The organism is Flectobacillus rivi, assembly GCF_030056655.1.
Taxonomy (GTDB): Bacteria; Bacteroidota; Bacteroidia; order Cytophagales; family Spirosomataceae; genus Flectobacillus; species Flectobacillus rivi.
The window spans coordinates 204,042-220,081 of sequence record NZ_JASHIE010000009.1; the positions used below are offsets into that span (position 1 = coordinate 204,042).

Genomic DNA, 16,040 nt, shown 5'->3' on the forward strand with positions numbered 1-16,040 from the left:
GCTATAGGCTTTATGCTAAAAGTTAGCTCATGAAATCATTGAAGCTTTTTCGCCTAATGCCTATAGCTTAGTACTTAAAGCGTTATAACGCTTTAGTTTCGAATTTTAAAAGATATGATAAAAGTAGTTCCTACACCTTCTTCACTTTGAACTTCAATGGTGCCGCCAAGCGCTCTTACCTGTGAGTTCACAATATAAAGCCCAATTCCTTTACTTTCAGAGTTTTCATGAAATCGCTGATATAGACCAAAAATTTTATGTTTGTGTAATTTCAAATTTATGCCTAGCCCGTTATCTTTTATGTATAGCTTCAAATGAGTCGAAGTCATTTTGGTAAATATATTTAACTCAAGAGGTCTTTCTGGTGACTTATATTTGATGGCATTACTAATGAGATTTTGAAAAATAGACTCTATGTAATATTGGTTAAAGTAAACCCATTTTCCTTCTGTGAAATCCTTTCTAATATTATACTCGTCTGTAGAATCAATGTATAGCAGGGTTTCGAGAGAGTGCTGAAGTTTTTCCTCCAAATCAATCATAGTTTGTGCGATATTCACCTTGTTTTTGATGACTAAGATATCCAAAAGATCATTCACTGTAGAGTTAAGAATCTGAGTCGATTTTTTAAATTTATCAATTAGAAAATCTAATGTCGGATGAGTAATCATTTCAGGCGTCAGAAAATTGACTACCGCCATGAGATTTGATAAGGGCGCCCGTAAATTATGCGAGACGATGTAAGAAAATTGTTTTAGGTCTTCATTACTTGCGGTGAGTTGCTCGATAAGAGCCTCACGCTCAACCTGATGCTTTTTGATATTCGTAATATCTCTTCCAAGTAAGAAAATGAGGTCTTCCCCTGGTAATTTGGTTGCCGACCACGATATCCATCTAATATCATGATTACTGGTTAGGCACCGAATTTCGAAAGGAGATGTAATATCTCTTTCTTCCAAATCATCCATGATATTTCTCGTAAGGTCTCGATCCTGAACGTGAACGTAGTCATAAAAGGACTTTTCAAGGAGCATACTTTCTTCATAAGCCAAAGAATCCTTGAAGCCTTCATTTACTTGTACAAATTCGCCTGAGGTGTTAACTATCCCAAATAAATCTCGGTTGAAATTAAAGATATATTTGAGTTGTTCTTCCGAATTACGACGTCTGATTTCATTGCTCAAATGACGACTAATTCCTTCAAACAATTGAATCAGACTCGCGTCTTTTTTGATTTTTTTTAGAGAATAAAAAATCATCCAAATCGTAGTATTTCTTTTGTAAGGTAATGAAACCAAAAAAGCCGATTGAAGACTACCCTCAAGTGTAGTGATTCGTTTCGGACTAGTCTGCAAATGATGAAGGTCTTCAATCCAAATAATGTTATGATGTTTTAGCTTTTGCTTAAAAAAGCTTTCATCAAAATACCATGTTGCAATAGGTAATTGAAAGGATTCAGCATTGAAGCTATTGCTGGCAATTAGTTTGGTCGAGTTAATAAGAGTATCACTCAGCCATATTTCACTATATTCCCAACTAATGTAGTTGCGGATACTTTTTAAACATTCACTTAACCCATCAATCATGGAGTTTTTTTGATTAAATAGCTCAATAACTTGGGCTACAAAATCCCGTTCGCTGCGTGCTACTACTTGCTGTGTGATATCGATTACCATAACTTGTACCGCAGGCATATCTTGATAAATGGTATCATTGGCAAGTATTTCTACATGCATAATTTCCCCGTTTTTCTTCTGATGCCTTACTTGCCAATGCCTAAAAGGGTTATTCGTAATGATTTCACGTTTGAGCTTTCTGTACCACTCTTTATCTGCTTTGGGACGAATATCCAAGGTGGTCATTCCAATAAAATTTTCATAACTATAGCCATATTTTTGAACAGCAGCGTTATTTACCTCTAATATTTGAAAACTTTCTGCTTTATAAATCAGCATTGGATAAGGATTGCTGTAAAAAAAAGCTTCCTGTTGTACTTGATTGCTTTTAATGAAACCTTTCTGTTTTTTCTTCTGTGAGATATCCACAATAATCCCTAGTGTTCGCACAGGTTTTCCCAACGAATCATATAGAATGTAACCGCGTTCGTTGACCCATAGGTAAGAAGCGTCAGCACGTCTGAATCGATATTCTACTTCCCAATAACGTTTTGGAGAACTCTTTAAGGACTGTTCGATGGCATCTTCTACTCGATAATAATCTTCAGGATGTATATTTCTTTGCCAGAAATAATAATCTGTTGCATATTCAGACTCTTGGTATCCCAGTGAATGATAGAATTTTTTCCCAGAGCGTTTGGCTGTTGAGTGAATTAAGTCAATATCCCATACTGCTCCATATTTCAAGTCATCGCTAACAAAATCCTTTAAATCAAAATATCCTCCTGGTTCATTCAGCCATTTGAGACAATTGTCAATTACTCTTTTAACGCTTTTTTGACCGTATTCTCCTTTGATAAGATAATCCTTGGCTCCATTGATTAGCGCTAAAAGGGTCGTTTGAGGAGAGGTAAATTCACAAATAGGAATTATGTGAACGCGATGCTCTTTTAAATCCATTAACTCAAAATGAATATCAAAAGAGTACAAACTTTGTAGTGATAAATCCAAGAAAACTAAATCGATAGGCCTATTGCCAAGTAAATGAAGCTTTGCCTCTTCAACTGTGTGAGCATGAAGAATAGAATGAGTAGGAATACCTGCTTGTTGTAGAAATGAAACCAATAGAGAGAACTCATTTTCATATTCTTCTACTATCAAAATGGATAACTGGTAACTCATAATACATTGAAGTTTTATCAATGAAATGGGACACTAATGATAATTAAGCTCAAAATTATTTTGTAGCCAAGATATAATTAGTTGAATGCCAGTTAGTAGACATTTATAGTTTGAAGAAGAGCTTCTAGAACTATTATTGGTAAAATAAAAATAACAAAAAATTACACAAGATAAAACGAACTAAGTTAGTGAGCAAAATTAAAATAGTTTTACCCGCTTTAAGCTCTAGGATTTTTACCTAATGCCTACGGCTTACTGCTTAAAGCGTATCAATGAAATTTTATTTTGCATTATAACCTAACAAAATAATGTGTTTTTAATTTAAAAGAGTTTTTCTCAAAAGCTGTATAGGAAGCATACCATTATCGGTTGCTTGGTCATGAAATTTGCGAAGTGAAAAGTATTTTCCCTGACGTTTTTTGACGTCTTCCCTTAATGCTAGTAATTGAAGTTTACCCAATGAATAAGATAAATAACCTGGGTCAAACGTCCCACGAAGTGCTTCTTCGTAGGCTGGCTTTTCTTCATAATAGCAATTAGCCATAAAGAATTTTGTACCTTCTTTAACCGACCAGCCAGCGGTATGCTCTTTGATAGATACCACCAAACGACACAATCTCAACAGAGATTCGGACAGTTGAGCCATTTTGTATTTAGCCATCACCTTGGGGTCTTCCGATTTTCCATAACCTTCTTCAAGCATCATTTGCTCAGTATAGTGTGCCCATCCTTCTACAAAAGCGTAGCTTCCAAATAACTTTCTAGCACGACTGACTGAGGAGGCATTTAAGTGTAAAAACTGCACATAATGCCCAGGGTATGCCTCGTGGATAGAGATTACCTCAGTTGAATATTTGTTAAATAAGGTTAACCATTCTTCTTTTTGAGCAGTGGTCCATTTGTCTGAAGGTGGAGTTACATAGTAATAGGCTTCAGAAGCTTCGGCTTTTTCGAAAGGACCTGGTGTATCCATTGCCGCAGTTGCACCCACCATAAACGCAGGTGTTTTAACCACTTTTGCTCTTACTTCTGATGGAATAGTAATAATGCGATGATCAATCAAAAACTGTCTTATTTCCTCACATTTATTTTTTGTAAAAGACACCAAGGAATCAGCTTTGGGATGCTCTTTTTGAATCATTTTAAACACCTCTTGAGGCGTTTTGGTCGAGTCAATAACTTTGGCTGCCTCAGCAAACTCTTGTTGTTCTTCTTTCAGTTTTTTTAACCCTATTTTCAAAATTTCTTCAGGAGTAGTATCCAATAATTCATTATACTGAAGCATTTTGATGTAATTTCTTCTACCGATAGCATATTTTCCATGCGCACGAGGAAGGGTATGTTTTTGCAGATAATCAGCAAAACCTCTCAATGCCCTACTGGCTATTTTAGTAGAATATGCTAAAGAGTCTTTTAGATTTTTTTGATATACCTTTTCAAAAGCCTTTGGAATATCTTTTTCTACATATTCTGCGGTACTTCTAAAAGCATCAATCGAAAGCTCTACCTCTTCTTTGTAATTGATAGAGCTCATATTTTGTTTGGCTGTAACCAAAAAGTTAGGGAGCTGTTTTTCAAAATGAATCACCGCTTTGGCTCGTTGGTCAATACTTGCGTAATTTCTTTTGACGTATGGTGTTAGGTCAATAACGCCTAGGTAGGTCAATGGTCTTTCTGCAATATGAAGCACATTGTATTTGTGAAGGGAGTTTTTGACTTGACTTACAAGAAGATAGTAGTCTATCAAATTATTTTGAGAAAGTTTAGTCGTGTCAAGACTTTCAAATTTTGCTAAGAACTCATTCAAATGAGTGGCTTCCTTGTCAATTCCTTCTTTGCTAAAATCAGGCAACTTCCCATCAAATTGATGGTATCCTTGAGCGACAGCCACTGTAGGGTGCCCCATCAAGTAATTTTCTATAAATTCACTAGATACTTTTTCAAATTTTTGATCTTCTGACTCAAATAATCCGCAACTAGTAAGCAATAAAATCACAAGAGCAAGATGCGTAAGCTTGCTAAAATGCTTCATAATACCCGATGAGTTTAATGACAATTTGTGCAAAATACAGATTTTTGACGCATGATTACGAAAAAAAAACGAAAATTCGTGAAAGATACCCTTTATTAGGCAATTCTAGGTTTGAAGACCCAGTAATTCTGACTAATTTTGCACTCTTTACGAAATCGTAGTAGATTACTATTCATGCAACTATTGCCCCGAAACTAATCTTGGGCAAAATTATCAATCAAGTACAATGCTATCAGAACAAGAAATCCTCCGTCGCCAGAAGCGCGAAGAGTTGATGAGATTGGGAATCGACCCATATCCTGCCGAGATGTTTGAAGTGAACGTAACGGCCGCTGATATTCACAAGAATTACGAGAATAATAAACTAGATTATAAACAGGTCTCAATCGCTGGTCGTCTGATGAGCTTCAGAATTATGGGTAGTGCTTCTTTTGCTGAATTGCAAGATAGTACTGGCCGTGTTCAGTTATACTTTAGACGTGATGATTTGTGCCCTACTGAAGATAAAACTCTTTATAACACTGTATTCAAGAAGTTATTGGATATTGGTGACATCATCGGAATACATGGTTACGTATTCACTACACAAACTGGTGAAATCTCTATTCACGTAACCGAGTTCAAAATTTTAAATAAATCTCTTCGTCCTCTACCAATCGTAAAACGTGATGACGAAGGAAACGTTTATGATGGATTAACAGATCCTGAAATTCGTTATCGTCAGCGTTATGTGGATTTGATTGTTAATCCGCATATCAAGGATATTTTCTTGAAACGCTCTCGTATCGTAACAACCATGCGTTCGCTATTTGATTCAAAAGGATGGTTAGAAGTTGAAACTCCAATTTTACAACCTATCCATGGTGGAGCATCAGCACGTCCTTTCAAAACTCACCACAATACATTAGATATGCCTTTGTATATGCGTATCGCTAATGAGTTGTACTTAAAACGCCTTATTGTAGGTGGTTTTGATGGAGTTTATGAGTTTGGAAAAATGTTCCGTAACGAAGGTATGGACCGTACTCACAATCCAGAATTTACTTCTTTGGAGTTTTATGTAGCGTACAAAGATTACAACTGGATGATGAATATTACGGAAGAAATTTTCGAAAAAGTAGCCATTGCTACCAACGGAGATTCTAAAGTACAAGTAGGGGAGAACTTAATCGAGTTTGCTGGCCCTTTCGAGCGTTTGACAATTGCTGGTGCTATTGAAAAATACACAGGTGTAAATGTGGAAGGTATGGACGAAGCTACTTTGCGTCAACACTGCCAAGAGTGGGGAATTGAAGTGGATGCAACGATGGGTACAGGTAAACTAATTGATGAAGTTTTTGGAGAAAAGGTAGAAGCAAACTTGATTCAGCCAACCTTTATCATCGACTATCCTGTAGAAATGTCGCCATTGACGAAAAAACACCGTAGCAAACCAGGCTTAGTAGAACGCTTTGAGTTGTTTGTAAACGGTAAAGAAGTTGCCAATGCTTATTCTGAATTAAATGATCCTATTGACCAACGTGAGCGTTTTGAAGAGCAATTGCGTTTGGCTGAACGTGGTGATGAAGAAGCCATGGTGATGGATGAGGATTTCTTGCGTTCTTTGGAATATGGTATGCCTCCAACAGCAGGTATTGGTATCGGTATCGACCGTTTGACGATGTTAATGACTAATCAAACTACGATTCAGGAAGTATTATTCTTCCCTCAGATGCGTCCAGAGAAGAAAGCAGAAGTATCTACTGAGGCTGAATATGAAGCCATTGGTGTTCCAACGGATTGGATTCCAGTATTGCAAAAAATGGGCTTCATGACGGTTGCTGCTTTGAAAGAAGCGAATCCAAACAAAGTATTCAATGATTTGGGTGGTATGCGCAAAAAGATGAAATTAACAATTGCTATTCCAACCAAAGATGAAGTCTTGAAGTGGTTTGAGTAAATGAGCTACGCTTGACAAAGCTAAAACTTTGTCAAGCGTTATATAAACAACAAAAAAGCTGAATTTTGATTTGACTCAAAATTCAGCTTTTTTAATTTGTAACGATAAACGTTTAAAGATTTATCATTACTGACAACTCAGTACTTATTATGATAATTTTCTAACATTCACCGCGTTCAATCCTTTTTTACCATCTGTAGTTTCGTAAGAAACAGAGTCGTTTTCACGGATTACTGCACCACCAAGGCCAGTTACGTGTACGAAGATTTCTTGGTTTGTTTCATCGTCTACGATAAAACCAAATCCTTTAGATTCGTTGAAAAATTTTACTTTACCAGTTTGCATAAAAAAAATAAATAAAAATATAAAAAATAAAAAAGTGCTAATGCTGACTTTTGCTTAAAACAAAGCCTTCACATGAAAAATCCCAGCTTATGGAGTCTGGGATTCTATAAGACCATATATAGCTTGAATGTTTATGCCTTGATTTTCTGAAGTTGTTCTGTCTGAAAACTAACGACAAACGACCAACGACAAGAGACGCAAACTATCTAATTTTCTTCACATTAACGGCGTTTAAGCCTTGCTTTCCTTCTATAGTCTCGAATGAAACCTTGTCATCTTGACGGATTTGTGTACCACCTAATCCAGTTACGTGAACAAAAATTTCCTGTGCAGTTTCATCATCTACGATAAAACCAAATCCTTTACTTTCGTTAAAGAATTTTACTGTACCTGTTTGCATGATTAAAAAAAATAAAAATTGATAATAAAAAACTCCAGCAAGCCTTCAAAGGCTCACATTAAATAGTTCGAAAAAAACTAACAGTAAGTTTTTAAGTTCTTGATAATCACAGAGGGACAATACTAGAAGGAATTGTAAACTCTTGAAAACTGGTAACTTTTGGACTTCGGAGATCGTATAATTAAGAACTATTATTTCTCAAATGTAGGTATAATTTTATACAATCCAACTTTTAGCATTCTTTTTTTTTGAAAATGAGTAAAAATACCTGATATTTAGATTAGAAAAGTTATATTTTCTATGGTAATGTTAAAATATTAAGCCCTTAAAATGCTATTGATTTATCAACAATTTTACCTAAAAAAGATGTTGTAGCACTCTAAGTGTCTCATTTACAAATTGTTTGTACTTATAAGTTTTGTACAAAAAGCATACTAAGCTTAGCAGATTTTCGTATATTTGTTCATGAATAGATTTGAAGTCTATCATCAACAAAACCTTATCAAACTATTGATTAAATAATCCCTAATTTACTACCATGCTAAAATTCAAGTACTTTGTTGAACAACACGTGTTTGGTGTGTGCACACGAATAGGCGAAAAATTTGGTATTGCTACTGGGAGTATTCGCTTGTACTTTATTTACACGACTTTTCTAACAATGGGTTCACCCATCATTATCTATTTGATATTGGCTTTTTGGATGAACATTCGCAAATACCTTCGCCAAAGAAATCACCCTACGGTTTGGGAATTATAGTGATTTTGGTAAATCGCTAAATTTCTTGATACCATTCAAAAAATGCGCTTTTACGATAGAATTGGGATGTATGTACTTGTACCCATTCTTTCGTATAAGTGCTTTTCTTTTTTTATGCCAACTCCCAAAATTTGCATAAAAGTTGAAATGCGCCTTGATTACAGCCAAACAATCTTGCCAGCCACCATCTGCCAAAAACTTTACTCCTGCAATACCATCGAGCACCAATCGCATGAAAATATTCAGCCATAGATGTTGTGGTGGGTGATTTTTGTAAAGAAGTGCTAAGCCGTTACGGAAGTTAAGATACGTTTTTCTTGGGTTAGATTTATGTAACGTACCGCCGCCTACATGATAAACAGTAGACTCAGCCGAGTAAAAAACCTTATAGCCTGCTAGGTGTATACGCCAACAAAGATCGATTTCTTCCATGTGAGCAAAAAAGTCACCATCAAAGCCTCCCACTTCATGGAAAGTAGAAGCACGGACAAACATACAAGCACCCGTAGCCCAAAATACCTCACGAGTATCGTTGTATTGACCATGGTCGATTTCTAGATTATTAAAGATTCTTCCTCTACAAAAAGGGTATCCTAAGAAATCAATGAAACCACCAGCGGCACCCGCATATTCAAAGGTATCTTTCTTGTTGAAATCTAAGAGTTTAGGTTGGCAAGCAGCAATAGAGTCGTCCGAATCCATGAGCGTGATAATAGGCTCAATCCAGTTGTCGCATACTTCTACATCCGAATTGAGCAAGATGTAATATTCAGACTCAACTTGTGCTAGGGCTTCGTTATAGCCTTGTGCATAACCATGATTTTCAGTTAGTTCGATTAGTCGAACACTAGGAAACATCGTTTTGAGAAGAGAAATAGATTGGTCTTTGGAAGCATTATCGGCTACAATAATTTCTGCTAATGGTGAATGAGAAATTACAGATGGTAGAAATTGTTTCAGAAACTTTTCTCCATTGTAATTTAAAATAACAACTGCAACTTTTTTCATTTTAGTGGTGAATCAAAATTAAAACTGAACTTACCATTAGCAGTACCTATAGTACCATGCAGGAAATATTTTACAAAGTTGCAATAAGATTTTTTCTGAAACAAAAACTAATCTTTGAAAAGTCTAAATCATTTTACCAATTGCTTTTGAGTGGGAGAGGGTTTGATACATTGGCAGTGTGTGATTAACTGAAAGACGCATGAAATACTTATATTTGCAAGCTTAAAGGTTGAGTATGTGTACCGATTTGATGACAGGCACTAGATTTTGTCACATTTTGTATCAATAAATCGTATTGAATTTCCTATTTTTAGGCATACTCTATGGCTAGCAGGCTGAGAGAAATTTCTCAAAACCTTTTCTAATTTGATTATAGCTGTTGCTACCCAAACACTAAAACTTCAAACTAAATGTCTAAAAACACTATTTTTCGTAAAAAAAACATTCAGAGTGTACTGAGCCAAAGCAAAGACGGTCATTCGTCGGGCTTAGTAAAAGTACTTGGCGTAAGAGATTTGACCTCCTTTGGTATAGCGGCAATTATCGGTGCAGGAATTTTTAGTACTATTGGTAGAGCAAGCTTTGAAGGTGGGCCAGCGGTATCGCTACTTTTTGTTTTTGTTTCGATAGCCTGCGTATTTACAGCGCTTTGTTATGCACAATTTGCCTCTATGGTACCTGTATCGGGTAGTGCTTATACGTATGCTTATGTGTCTTTCGGAGAAATATTTGCTTGGATTATTGGTTGGGCTTTGATTTTGGAATATGCTGTTTCGAACATGGTAGTAGCCATCTCTTGGTCTGAATATTTTGTGGGGATGCTAACAGGTTTTGGGATTCATTTTCCTGATTATCTGACCATCGACTATGGAACAGCCAGTAAAGCATTTGCGGCTATTCAACGTGGCGAGCAAGCAACCGATGTAATGAAAGTGGCTGCTGCGGCGTATGAACACGCTCCAACGATTTTTGGAAATGCAAAATTATTGATTGATTTACCTGCGGGAGTAATCACTATTCTTGTGACAGGTTTAGTATATATTGGTATTAAAGAATCACGTACAGCGAGTAATGCTTTGGTTGTGTTGAAGTTGTTGGTGATTTTCTTAGTAATTATTCTTGGGGCATTTTATGTAAAACCAGAGAATTGGTCACCATTTGCCCCTAATGGTGTGCAGGGTGTTTTGGGAGGTGTAGCTTCTGTGTTTTTCGCTTTTATTGGATTTGACTCTATCTCGACAACGGCCGAAGAATGTCGTGACCCACAAAGAGACTTGCCACGTGCAATGATTTACTGTTTGATTATTTGTACGGTGCTTTATGTTGCTATTACCTTGGTTTTGACAGGTATGGTAAATTACACAGAATTGAAAGTAGATGATCCTTTGGCGTATGTATTCCAAAAAATTGGCTTTGATTTTATTGCAGGTGTGATTTCAGTTTCTGCTGTAGTAGCTATCACAAGTGCCTTATTGGTATATCAAATGGGACAACCACGTATCTGGATGTCGATGAGCCGTGATGGATTGTTGTGGAAGAAATTCTCTGAAATTCATCCAAAATTCAAGACTCCAGGCTTTGCGACCATCATGACAGGTTTGGTCGTGGCGATTCCATCGTTGTTTATGGATATGGGATTTTTTGTGGACTTGACTAGTGTAGGTACTTTCTTTGCGTTTATTTTGGTTTGTGGCGGTATTCTGTATTTGGATTACCAAGGCTTGTCGAAGGATGCTACCTTTAAAGTACCGTATATCAATAGTAAGTATGTTGTAGCTACTTTGTTTATTATTGGATTTGGCTATGCTATCTCGCAAGGAACTTTTGTGGAGCATTTACAAGAAAAACCACTTTTGGCTGTATTCTGGCTGGTTTGGATTGTATTATCAATTATGGCTTTCAGGTTGAATTTTTCATTGCTACCTGTACTTGGTATTTTAACAAACCTTTATTTAATGACTGAGTTAGGGGTTACCAACTGGGCTATCTTTATTATTTGGTTGATTATCGGTCTTGTGATTTATTTTGGTTACGGTTATCGTAATAGTAAGCTTGCCAAATAAATAACAAGATGTTAATAGTATATGAGTTATTTGTTAATAGTGTATCAGTTATTAGAATGTGCTCATAGTCAAGAGGCTATCATCAAATTGAACCTCCTAGTCCAAGACTCAGTCTTGGACTTACTTTTTTAAATAGTTTAAAACTGTTTTTATAAAATTCAGTGACGAAGTCCAAACTGCTGAAAATCTCTTATTCGTTTTGTCCAGTAATTAGATTTATTACCCAAGAATAACAAATATGATTCATTTCGAATGGAGTGAATATTTTTTAATTTACTGATTAGTCATCTAATTATATTAATGAAGCTGTTTAAACTTTTCAAAAAACATATTTTATTGATTAACTCTTCGTCTTACTTTTTAACTAGGCGTTCCCGCCTTGATACAAAAAGTAACCGCAGCGGCGGCCGCAAAAAAATCAAGAATTTATAAACTCGCTTCGCTCAAACAGTATAAATTCATTGCTTACGCAAGCAATTTTACGAAAGTTTAAACAGCTTCAATATCAAAAAGGCGGTCGAAAATTGTTTTTCGACCGCCTTTTTGATATTATATTTCGGAATGATCCCTCTTTTGACGCAAAGCATTGCGTCTCCACCAGTGAAAATGTATTTTAAATAATCACTAAATCATTCGATCAACACTCACTAAATTTTTAACTAGTCATTACTTCTACGTCCCGAAAGCATATTTAAGTAATATAATAATTGTGCTAACATACCAATAGCCGCAACGACATAAGTCAAGGCTGCCCATTTGAGGGCGTCCTTGGCCATTTCGTGTTCTCTTGGAGTTACTATATTTCTTTGTTGCATCCATTTGATCGCACGATTACTTGCGTCAAATTCAACAGGTAAAGTAATAAAACTAAAGATAGTTGCTACTGCAAAAAGCGCTACGCCAATGGTTAACAATAACTTGCTACCTGTTGAGTACATAATCATCACGCCAATCATCAATAGCATGGGAGTAAAGTTATTGGCAATACTCAATACTGGAACCATGGAGCTACGAAATTGTAACATCGAATAAGCAGTGGCATGTTGTACCGCATGTCCGCACTCGTGAGCGGCAACAGCTGCTGAGGCTGCGCTGCGTCCATAATATACATCTGGGCTTAGATTGACCGTTTTGTCTGCTGGATTATAATGGTCAGTGAGTTGTCCTTCTACCGATAAAACTCTGACATCATAAATGCCATTGTCTTGTAGCATTTTTTCCGCTACTTCACGCCCTGAAAGCCCATTGGCAAGACCAATTTGAGAATATTCATTGAATTTACTCTTCAGTTGCCAACTAACTAACATGCCAATCCCACCAAAAATCAGGGAAATTAACCAAATTCCTGTCATAGTCTTGTTTGTTAAATGGTTTTTAAAAATGGTAATGTAATAGCCCTTAGGCTATTGGCTTACAACTTTGGGATAATAATTGTCTGAATAACGGGTTATTTTGACTACCCGATGAACCCCTGATTAAAGCTGTTTAATTTTCTGTATTAAAGAGGTAGTTGAATATCCTTCTACCAACGAAATGGTTTTTACCTCTCCTCCTTTAGCTAAAACAAAATCTGAGCCAACGATATTTTCAACGGTATAATCGTCTCCTTTGACCAAAATGTCAGGTTTTACCTGTTCAATAACCTGTAAAGGTGTCGGTTCGTCGAACAAAATGACAGTATCTACAAATTCAAAAGCCGCCATCATGCGAGAGCGAGCATATTCATTTACAACAGGACGGGTGGGTCCTTTCAAACGATTTACCGAAGCATCAGTATTGAGTCCTAACACCAACTTGTCGCCTAACTTTCTAGCTTTTTCCAGATAATCAATATGCCCTAGGTGAACTATATCAAAGCACCCATTAGTAAAAACGATTTTTTTCCCTTCAGATTGCCATTTTTCTACTTGATTGATGGCTTGTTCTAACGTACAGATTTTATCTTGAGTCATCAGGTTGTGTTTGCTTAAATGTGAAATATGTCAAGGTTGTGAAGATTAACTTTCTTTTTTACTTGACTTTGAGGTTAAAAATAAGGTAGTCAAAAAGCTAAGAGCGCCCAACAACAACAAGGCAACCATTTGTGAACCATGTATGAAGGTAGCTAGGATGATACCATTTTTTTGTTCTAAACCATACAATACGAGTGCGTTACCAACTAAGAAGTGATATGGTCCAATACCTCCCTGTGTAGGAGCTGCCATGCCAAATGTTCCCATAGTTAGGACAGTCAAACCTGCCAACATGCTCAAATGAGAGGTTTCAGGAATGGCAAAAAATAATACATACGCCGAGAAATAATACATTACCCAAATAAGAAGCGTATAGAAAATGAAAAGCCCTGGTTTTTGCATTTTTCCAATACTCAACAAACCGTCCAACAAGCCATTAATCAAACCAACAATTTTGCCTAAAACTGGATGCTCTGCTAATTTGGCTTGGTACTTTTTGAAAAGCCAAATGCCGGCCACGCCACCAACAGTTGCTACGACCAATAGAACAACAATAAGCGTTACCTTTGAAGCAAATTGCTCCATAAAGAAATCTTTGAGCTTCGTGAATTCTAGGGCAAGGTTTAACAGAAAAATCACTAATAACATCACTAGGTCAAAAATACGCTCAGTAACTACCGTTCCAAAAGATTTTTCTATGGGAATATCGTCTGTTTTCTGTAAGGTTCCACAACGGGTTACTTCTCCCATGCGTGGAATAATATAGTTGGCAAAATAACCCGTAAGCACTGCCAAGGTAGTACGAAAAGTAGAAGGCTTGTAACCCAAAGGTTCCATCAAGAGTTTCCATCTTATCGCACGAGAGATATGAGCTACTAAGCCCAAAATTCCTGATAAAATAATCCACCAGTAGTTAGCTTTAGCAAACTGATGAAGCATATCAGCAATATTGATGTCTTTAAAAACAAACCACATCAAGCATCCCGCTAGTCCTAAAGAGATAACATATTTAAGTATATTTTTCATGAAATAAATGTTGATAAGTGAAAAGATGTTATTGGTTTAAAGTCTATCTTTTAAATAAGAAGAAGTTATCAGTTTACAGTATATCGGTTATCAGGAAATAATTATAATTGGTGCTTGTAATCCAAGTGTATAGATTTTGTAAGTGCTCAAATACAAATGGTGAACATAAGCTTATGTTCACCATTTGAAAGCCATACTAGATGACTAATTTGTTGTTATGGTCTGGAAACACAAGTTTCGGTTTGTGTTCTTTTGCTTCTTCAGGAGTCATAATTGCATACGCAATGATGATAGCAATGTCGCCTACCTGCGCTCTACGAGCTGCAGCCCCGTTGAGACAAACTGTACCAGAACCTCTTTCTCCTGTGATAACGTAGGTTTCGAAACGCTCACCATTGTTGTTGTTCACAATCTGAACTTTTTCATTTTCGATAAGCCCTGCAGCATCCATCAAATCTTCGTCGATTGTAACGCTACCTACATAATTTAGCTCCGCTTGCGTGATTTTAACACGATGGAGCTTTGATTTCATGACATGAATAAACATGACTTTGTAGTTAAAATTTGCAAATATTTTGAGTATGTAACAAAGTACAAGCCTCAATAATTGCACAAAGATAGTTTATGTAAATAGTTATTTGGCAATTAAATAGACTAATTCTTAATAGATTGAAAGCTTAGTCTATGTCAAAAAACTAGATAATAATGTTGTCAATCAGGCGAGTTTTGCCCAAAAATGCGGCAATACATAGGGCTATTTTTCCTCCTCCAGAGTTTTGAGATAGGGTGCCATGGAATGGTTGGAGCGTATCAAAATCAGATATTTCAAAATACTCCAGCTCAATACCCTCTATATTTCTAAGAAATTCGGCAAGTTCGGTTTTTACTTCAGATACCTCTTTATCTTGTAATAAGCTAGCCTTTGCGTTGTTTAAGGCTTGGTACAAAAATGGCGCAATAGCACGCTGTTCTGGACTAAGATTTCTGTTTCGAGACGACATCGCTAAACCGTCTTCTTCTCTTTGAGTTGGGCAAATTACTAATTCCAAATGAAAGCTTAGTTCATTGACCATACACGAAATTACTGCGCATTGTTGTAAATCTTTCTGTCCAAAAAAAGCTTTGTCGGGCTGAACAATGTGAAATAATTTTGAAACAACAATACCTACACCATTGAAATGCCCAGGTCTAAATGCACCTTCCATAACGGTTTCTAAAGCACCAAAATCGAACTTCATAGTCGGTAATTTGGGGTACATTTCTTCAGCTGAAGGGGCGAAAAGAATATCGCATCCTGCGGTATCCAACATTTGGCTGTCGGCCTCGAGGGTGCGTGGATACACCGCCAAGTCGTGAGCATTGTTGAACTGCGTAGGATTGACAAAAATGCTACATACTACTATATCAGACTGGGCTTTTGCTTGATTGATAAGAGAGATATGTCCTTGATGCAGAGCACCCATAGTGGGTACAAACCCCACTGTCATACCTTGATTACGAAGTTGCTTGAGATGTTCCTGTAATACGGAGATTTGATGAAATACTAACATCCTGTTTTTGTTTTAGTTAGTCTATAAAATCGAATGCCAACTATTGCAAAAGTTGGGTCGTTTGCTTGATGAAGATTGCAAAAAACGTTCAAAACTACAGGGTTCTTTTACATTCTTCGCAAAATGATTGTGGAATTTCCGTATTTTTTTTATATTTTTGCATAATT

General features: G+C 36.4%; 13 protein-coding genes. 3 read left to right on the plus strand and 10 right to left on the minus strand.

Annotation, left to right across the window (positions count from 1 at the left end):
• Positions 1-92: 92 nt before the first annotated feature.
• Together QM481_RS13675 and QM481_RS13680 are read right to left on the minus strand one after the other, a co-directional pair.
• A complete protein-coding gene (locus QM481_RS13675; RefSeq protein ID WP_283382152.1) occupies positions 93-2,798 on the minus strand; it encodes a PAS domain S-box protein in 2,706 nt (901 codons plus the stop codon).
• A 316-nt stretch (positions 2,799-3,114) separates the two neighbouring features.
• On the minus strand, positions 3,115-4,830 hold the full coding sequence (locus tag QM481_RS13680) for a DUF885 domain-containing protein (protein WP_283382153.1): 1,716 nt from the start codon (positions 4,828-4,830) through the stop codon (positions 3,115-3,117).
• A 226-nt stretch (positions 4,831-5,056) separates the two neighbouring features.
• On the opposite strand from QM481_RS13680, the gene lysS reads away from it, so the two are divergent.
• Complete coding sequence (lysS, locus tag QM481_RS13685) at positions 5,057-6,769, plus strand: lysine--tRNA ligase (protein ID WP_283382154.1); 1,713 nt, start codon at positions 5,057-5,059, stop codon at positions 6,767-6,769.
• Positions 6,770-6,916: 147 nt separating this feature from the next.
• Here the strand turns inward: lysS and QM481_RS13690 are convergent, their stop codons facing one another.
• Together QM481_RS13690 and QM481_RS13695 are read right to left on the minus strand one after the other, a co-directional pair.
• Entirely contained in the window at positions 6,917-7,114 is a 198-nt protein-coding gene (locus tag QM481_RS13690; protein WP_166552560.1) for a cold-shock protein, read from the minus strand.
• Between the two features lie 202 nt (positions 7,115-7,316).
• Positions 7,317-7,514, minus strand: a complete 198-nt coding sequence (locus tag QM481_RS13695; RefSeq protein ID WP_095166461.1) for a cold-shock protein — start codon at positions 7,512-7,514, stop codon at positions 7,317-7,319.
• 538 nt (positions 7,515-8,052) lie between these two features.
• Between QM481_RS13695 and QM481_RS13700 the strand changes: the two genes are divergently transcribed.
• Positions 8,053-8,274 (plus strand): PspC domain-containing protein, encoded by a 222-nt coding sequence (locus QM481_RS13700; protein WP_166552559.1) that lies wholly within the window; start codon positions 8,053-8,055, stop codon positions 8,272-8,274.
• On the opposite strand, the gene QM481_RS13705 is transcribed toward QM481_RS13700, so the two are convergent.
• Entirely contained in the window at positions 8,269-9,282 is a 1,014-nt protein-coding gene (locus QM481_RS13705) for a glycosyltransferase family 2 protein (RefSeq protein WP_283382155.1), read from the minus strand. The two genes, QM481_RS13700 and QM481_RS13705, sit on opposite strands and share 6 nt — an antisense overlap.
• 410 nt (positions 9,283-9,692) lie before the next feature.
• Here QM481_RS13705 and QM481_RS13710 point away from each other — a divergent pair, with 410 nt between their 5' ends.
• On the plus strand, positions 9,693-11,345 hold the full coding sequence (locus QM481_RS13710) for an amino acid permease (RefSeq protein WP_283382156.1): 1,653 nt from the start codon (positions 9,693-9,695) through the stop codon (positions 11,343-11,345).
• Positions 11,346-12,004: 659 nt separating this feature from the next.
• Here the strand turns inward: QM481_RS13710 and QM481_RS13715 are convergent.
• The 5 genes from QM481_RS13715 to panC all read right to left on the minus strand — a co-directional run bounded on the left by QM481_RS13715 (position 12,005) and on the right by panC (position 15,873).
• The gene (locus QM481_RS13715) at positions 12,005-12,697 is read right to left on the minus strand and encodes a zinc metallopeptidase (protein ID WP_095166469.1); all 693 of its coding nucleotides are present in this window, start codon (positions 12,695-12,697) and stop codon (positions 12,005-12,007) included.
• 123 nt (positions 12,698-12,820) lie between these two features.
• Positions 12,821-13,297: a D-glycero-beta-D-manno-heptose 1-phosphate adenylyltransferase gene (gene rfaE2, locus QM481_RS13720; protein ID WP_166552556.1), complete on the minus strand. Its 477-nt coding sequence runs from the start codon at positions 13,295-13,297 to the stop codon at positions 12,821-12,823.
• Positions 13,298-13,342: 45 nt separating this feature from the next.
• The gene (locus tag QM481_RS13725) at positions 13,343-14,323 is read right to left on the minus strand and encodes a lysylphosphatidylglycerol synthase transmembrane domain-containing protein (protein WP_166552555.1); all 981 of its coding nucleotides are present in this window, start codon (positions 14,321-14,323) and stop codon (positions 13,343-13,345) included.
• Between the two features lie 196 nt (positions 14,324-14,519).
• Positions 14,520-14,870 carry an aspartate 1-decarboxylase gene (panD, locus tag QM481_RS13730; protein WP_283382157.1) on the minus strand — a complete coding sequence of 117 codons (351 nt, stop codon included), beginning with the start codon at positions 14,868-14,870 and terminating at the stop codon, positions 14,520-14,522.
• A gap of 148 nt (positions 14,871-15,018) precedes the next feature.
• Entirely contained in the window at positions 15,019-15,873 is an 855-nt protein-coding gene (gene panC, locus QM481_RS13735; RefSeq protein WP_283382158.1) for a pantoate--beta-alanine ligase, read from the minus strand.
• Positions 15,874-16,040 lie beyond the last annotated feature (167 nt).